The sequence below is a fragment of the Polynucleobacter sp. 35-46-11 genome, from assembly GCF_002281105.1.
Map to the genome: position 1 here is coordinate 1 of NZ_NCFJ01000148.1, position 5,196 is coordinate 5,196.

Consider the following 5,196-nt stretch of genomic DNA (forward strand, 5'->3'; position numbering starts at 1 on the left):
CGGCGGCAAAGCACAAAAAGTGTTGTTGCGCGATTACCAGATGCATCCATTTAAGCCTTTGGTTCTGCACATCGACTTCCAGCGCGTTTCTGCGACTGAAAAAGTTCACATGCGCGTTCCATTGCACTTCATCAACGCTGACACCTCAGCTGCAGTGAAATTGCAAGGCGCTGTAATCAGCCACATCGCAACTGAATTGGAAGTGTCTTGCTTACCAGCAGACTTGCCAGAATTCATTGAAGTGGACCTGAACAAGATTGAAGTTGGTCATGGTATCCATGCTAAAGACATCGCATTGCCAAAAGGCGTTACCTTGGTATTGCATGTTGAGCAAGAAAACCCAGTATTAGCTAATGCACGTATCCCAGCAGTGAAATCTGCCGATACTGAAGCTGCTCCTGCAGCTGCTGCAGCTCCTGCTGCTGAAGCACCAAAGGACAAAGCTTAATTATTTAAGCCTTATCTTTGCGACAGAGGAAGCCCGCTGACAAGCGGGTTTTCTTTTTTGCAGAAATGCTTTTATCCTTAAGCACTCATCATGACTAAATTAATTGTTGGCCTTGGCAATCCAGGCGAAGAACACATAGAAGATCGGCACAATGCTGGCTTCTGGTTTGTTGACGCCCTTGCCAAACAATTGAGTACCCGCTTTGAAACTGAAAAACGCTTTCATGGCAAAGTTGCTAAAGCGAAATGGGGGGATGAAGATCTCTTCTTGCTCAAACCCAGCACTTATATGAATCTCAGTGGCCAGTCTGTCGGAGCACTATGCCGCTTCCACAAAATTACACCCAAGGATGTGCTGGTAGTGCAGGATGAGCTTGATCTCAAGCCCGGTACTGCACGCATCAAGCTTGGCGGTGGCACCGGTGGGCACAATGGTCTAAAAGATATCCAGGCTCACCTAGGAACGCCTGAGTACTGGCGCTTGCGATTGGGTATCGGGCATCCACGCGACCTCGCCGCAGAAGGTGCGCGAGTGATGGATGTGGCGGACTATGTGCTGAGAAGGCCTTTGCAGCTTGAGCAAAAGCAGATTGATGCGAGTATCGAAGATGGTTTACAAATTCTGGATTTATTTATGAGGGGCGATACTCAGGCAGCAATGCTGGAGTTGCATTCCAAATCAAACTAGCTCGATAAGGTGCTCAAGCTATAAAAACTACTTAGCGAGAGCTTTCTTGGCCGCAGTTAAGGCTTGATACTTCACCATTAATTGCGTTTGGTTTTCTGGAAACGCGGGGTTCAGCGGAATGCAGTCAACTGGACAAACCTGCTGACACTGGGGTGCATCGTAATGACCCACACACTCAGTACACTTATTGGGATCAATCTCATAGATCTCTAGACCCATGTAGATTGCATCATTCGGACATTCAGGCTCACATACATCGCAATTGATGCATTCGTCCGTGATCATGAGAGCCATCTTGCTTCCCTGGCGCCTTACTCTTTGCCCTTGTTGGCTTCAATCTTTTTGACTAACCACTTTTCTACAGATGGGAATACAAACTTACTCACATCACCACCCATCGAAGCAATTTCACGAACAAATGTTCCTGAAATAAATTGGTATTGGTCTGAAGGCGTTAGGAATAGCGTCTCAACATCAGGCAATAAATAACGGTTCATGCCCGCCATCTGAAACTCATATTCAAAATCAGAAACAGCACGCAAGCCACGCACAATCACCCTCGCATTATGTTCGCGGGCAAAATCTTTTAATAGGCCTGTGAAGCCTACAATCTTCACATTGGAATAATGGCCTAGAACCTCTTTAGCAATCTCAATACGCTCATCCAAAGTGAAGAAGGGGCGCTTGCTACGGCTATCAGCAACACCAACAATCAATTCCCCAAAAATACTGGAAGCACGGCGTACCAAGTCCTCGTGACCACGAGTAAAGGGATCAAATGTTCCAGGGTAAACAGCAACAGTCATAACGCTCCTCAGGCTTTTTCAGCTACAGGCAAGAGTTTAGCCCCTCTTCGAGCGAAATAGACAAGCTTTTACCTGCCCAGCCTCTAGGTATTTCCCACAATGCCATTCGGGCACCAGCGCTTCAATCTCATCACGTGAGCGACTAGACGGAAACTCGACGTAAATTCCCCCGCCGGGACTATCATCGCAAACGCGAGCGGCTTCTACTAAAGCTTGATTTAATAAGCCCTCCTCCTGAAAGGGTGGGTCAATAAAGATCAAATTACTAGAGCGATCGGCTTGTTGCTTTAAAAACTCTAAGCTATCTCTGTGCACAATCTGTACTGATCCAGGAGCAGGAGATGACTGTAGCAAAGCATAGTTAGCCAAAAGCTTTGCATGCGCCCTCTTATCCTTTTCTAACAAAGTCACTGAACTGGCATGTCGTGAAGCAGCCTCAAAACCTAAGACGCCAGTTCCTGCAAACAAATCTAAGCAACGCAAACCCACCAGATCCTGGCCAAGCCAATTAAATAAGGTTTCCCGAACGCGATCTGTAGTGGGACGTAGACCAGGTAGATCCAACACACTCAGTAAACGACTACGCCACACTCCACCAATAATGCGAATTTTCTGAGGAGGCTCAGGGCGCTTACCTGATGAAGCCGGCTTTGTGGGTTTATTTATTTTTAACCCCTAACACCACAATCTTCATTCGGTCCATAGCCAAGTTTTTTTGGAATGCCTCTTTGACTTGGTCCAAGCTCACCATCTCCACTTGCTTAGTCCATACATCCATCGTGTCGAGCGGCAAGTTATTCCAAGCAATAGATGACACGTTATCAAGCAGCTTGCGATTGTTATCAATTCTCAAAGGATAGCCATTGATTAAATTTGCCTTAGCAGCGTCAAGTTCAGATTGCATCGGTCCATTAGCAATAAATTGTGCAATAGTAGAACTCATCACTTCAAGAGCCAAAGTAGCTTGATCACTCTTAGTCTGCACGCCCGCCTGAAATATCCCCACATCTTTACCGGGCGCAAAATAACTGAACACACTATAAGCAAGGCCACGCTTCTCACGAACCTCTGACATCAGACGCGATACAAAACCACCGCTGCCTAAAACATAATTCCCCACAAGCAATGGGAAGTAATCTGGATTACTGCGAGTAACTGCAGTCATTCCCATCGCAATATGGGCTTGCTGCGTGTCAAATGGAATAGTGACTTCGCGTTGACTTAAAGGCTCGACTGTTGAGCGCTCAAACTCTGGCAGCTTGGCAATAGCAGGTCCAGACTGTGGCACTCTTTGCAATAAACCCTGAACGATTTCAGCGGCCTCGACTTTACCCACATCACCAACAATGCTGACGATCATCCGATCACCCCGATAAAACTGCCTATGAAACTGCTGCAAGTCAGTTGTGCTGATATTGGCAATACTTCGCACCGTTGGTGAATTAGCCAAGGGATAGTCACCATAAACCAATTTTCTAAAACGACGATCTAATACTGACTCCGGCTTTGTCTCCGACTCTAACAATGCAGTAGTCATTCTTTGCTTCTCACGGGCTAAGATTTTGGCATCATAAGTTGGTGCACTCAACATGGCTGATGCCAATTGAACGGCGCGATCACGCAAATCTTTACGACTTAAAGTCCGAATGCGCATGATGGCACGCTCACCGCTGACAGATATACCAAGGTTTGCACCTAAATCAGCAATCTCATCAGCAATCTGTGCCTCATTCAACAAACCCTTCTCTGACTTGGCACCATAGTTCATCAACTGCCCAACCACAGTAGCTAAGCCACTCTTGGCTGATGGATCATAACGATCGCCTGCATCAATACTGATTTCAATATCGACCATCGGTAGCGATTTGGTTTGAACTAGATAAGCCTGTGCGCCCTTGAATGAGTCTAACTTTTCAATCGGCAATATTGCATGGGCAGAGGTGCTGACTACTGCTATCAGTACGAATGTAAGACAAGCCTGCTTGATTAATTTATTTAGCAGCATGATTACCCCCTTGCTTACTCTCAGCGGACTGACGTCCCTGTGGATCTAGCACTGCAATGGTCAGACCCTCATCTACCAAATATTTTTTTGCAACGGCTTGAACTTGTGTAGGAGTGATTTTTTGCATCTCATCCAATATCACATCAATATCCCTCCATGAGAATCCCACCATCTCTGTGCTGCCAATTTCCATTGCCTGACCAAAGATCGAATCGCGCTTATAAATCTGATCAGACAGAATGCGTACCTTAATGCGCTTGAGCTCTGACTCCAGAATTCCTTTATCGACAATTTCTTTCAGAGCCTTCCGAATACTGCTCTCAGCCTGCTCCACTGTTTTTCCTTTAGCCATGCTGGTGCTAATTACAAAAAGTTCTGGGCCTCTTGAGACCATGTCGTAACCGACACTCACATCATTGACTACACGTTCCTGCTTTACCAGTGCGCGATTGAGGCGTGCATTGTCATAACCGTCAAGTACTGCAGCCAACAATTCCAGTGCATAAGGCTCGTCATCGTCTAACTTTCCTACTTGTAACTTGGGCGCCTTCCAGGCCATTGCCAGCTGTGCGCTATCTGCGGGTGCCTTAACCTGAACTCGCTTAATTCCTTTTTGTGGAGGTTCAATCTGGGGCTTGCGATCTGGCAACTCTCTTGCAGAAGCAGCTCCATAATATTTTTCTGCTGCTTGCAAAATGACTTTAGGATCAACATCACCAGCAATCACTACTGTTGCATTATTCGGTTTATACCAACTACGATACCAATCACGTGCATCAGCGGCTTTCATATTCACCAGGTCATTCATCCAGCCAACTACTGGATGACGATAAGGCGAGCTCATGAATGCAGTAGCCATCAGCGATTCATACAGCAAACTGGTGGGATTATCTTCAGTACGCAAGCGACGCTCTTCCATTACCACCTGAATTTCTTTTAAAAACTCTGCATCATCAAAATTGAGATTGGACATGCGATCCGCTTCCAGTTTCATCACTTCATCTAACTTAGACTTTTCAACTTGCTGGAAATACGCTGTGTAATCTCGAGAAGTAAAAGCATTTTCACGACCGCCCACCGCCGCAACTAAACGAGAGAACTCGCCCGATTTCACTTTGTTAGTTCCCTTAAACATCATGTGCTCAAGAACATGGGCCACCCCAGTTTTGCCGTTAACCTCATCCATTGAACCGGCGCGGTACCAAACCATATGTGCGACCGTTGGTGCTCGATGATCCTCGCGCACAATC

Annotated in this window: 7 protein-coding genes; 2 read left to right on the forward strand and 5 right to left on the reverse strand. The window is 46.4% G+C overall.

Going from position 1 to position 5,196, the window contains the following annotated elements:
• Both B7Y67_RS10390 and pth read left to right on the forward strand, forming a co-directional pair.
• A partial coding sequence (locus B7Y67_RS10390) for a 50S ribosomal protein L25/general stress protein Ctc (RefSeq protein ID WP_293598584.1) occupies positions 1–448 on the forward strand: 448 nt, incomplete at its 5' end.
• A gap of 90 nt (positions 449–538) precedes the next feature.
• Positions 539–1,135 carry an aminoacyl-tRNA hydrolase gene (gene pth, locus B7Y67_RS10395; RefSeq protein ID WP_293598585.1) on the forward strand — a complete coding sequence of 199 codons (597 nt, stop codon included), beginning with the start codon at positions 539–541 and terminating at the stop codon, positions 1,133–1,135.
• Between the two features lie 27 nt (positions 1,136–1,162).
• Here the strand turns inward: pth and B7Y67_RS10400 are convergent, their stop codons facing one another.
• The 5 genes from B7Y67_RS10400 to B7Y67_RS10420 are packed head-to-tail and all read right to left on the reverse strand — an operon-like array spanning position 1,163 to position 5,195.
• The gene (locus B7Y67_RS10400; protein ID WP_215302132.1) at positions 1,163–1,429 is read right to left on the reverse strand and encodes a YfhL family 4Fe-4S dicluster ferredoxin; all 267 of its coding nucleotides are present in this window, start codon (positions 1,427–1,429) and stop codon (positions 1,163–1,165) included.
• Between the two features lie 17 nt (positions 1,430–1,446).
• The gene (gene coaD, locus B7Y67_RS10405) at positions 1,447–1,941 is read right to left on the reverse strand and encodes a pantetheine-phosphate adenylyltransferase (RefSeq protein ID WP_215386891.1); all 495 of its coding nucleotides are present in this window, start codon (positions 1,939–1,941) and stop codon (positions 1,447–1,449) included.
• Positions 1,942–1,977: 36 nt separating this feature from the next.
• A complete protein-coding gene (gene rsmD / locus B7Y67_RS10410; RefSeq protein WP_293598588.1) occupies positions 1,978–2,607 on the reverse strand; it encodes a 16S rRNA (guanine(966)-N(2))-methyltransferase RsmD in 630 nt (209 codons plus the stop codon).
• A complete protein-coding gene (locus tag B7Y67_RS10415; RefSeq protein ID WP_293598586.1) occupies positions 2,600–3,946 on the reverse strand; it encodes a pitrilysin family protein in 1,347 nt (448 codons plus the stop codon). The genes rsmD and B7Y67_RS10415 overlap by 8 nt, the downstream gene beginning before the upstream one ends.
• Entirely contained in the window at positions 3,933–5,195 is a 1,263-nt protein-coding gene (locus B7Y67_RS10420; protein WP_293598587.1) for a pitrilysin family protein, read from the reverse strand. Before B7Y67_RS10420 ends, B7Y67_RS10415 begins: the two co-directional genes overlap by 14 nt.
• Between the last annotated feature and the right edge of the window lies 1 nt (position 5,196).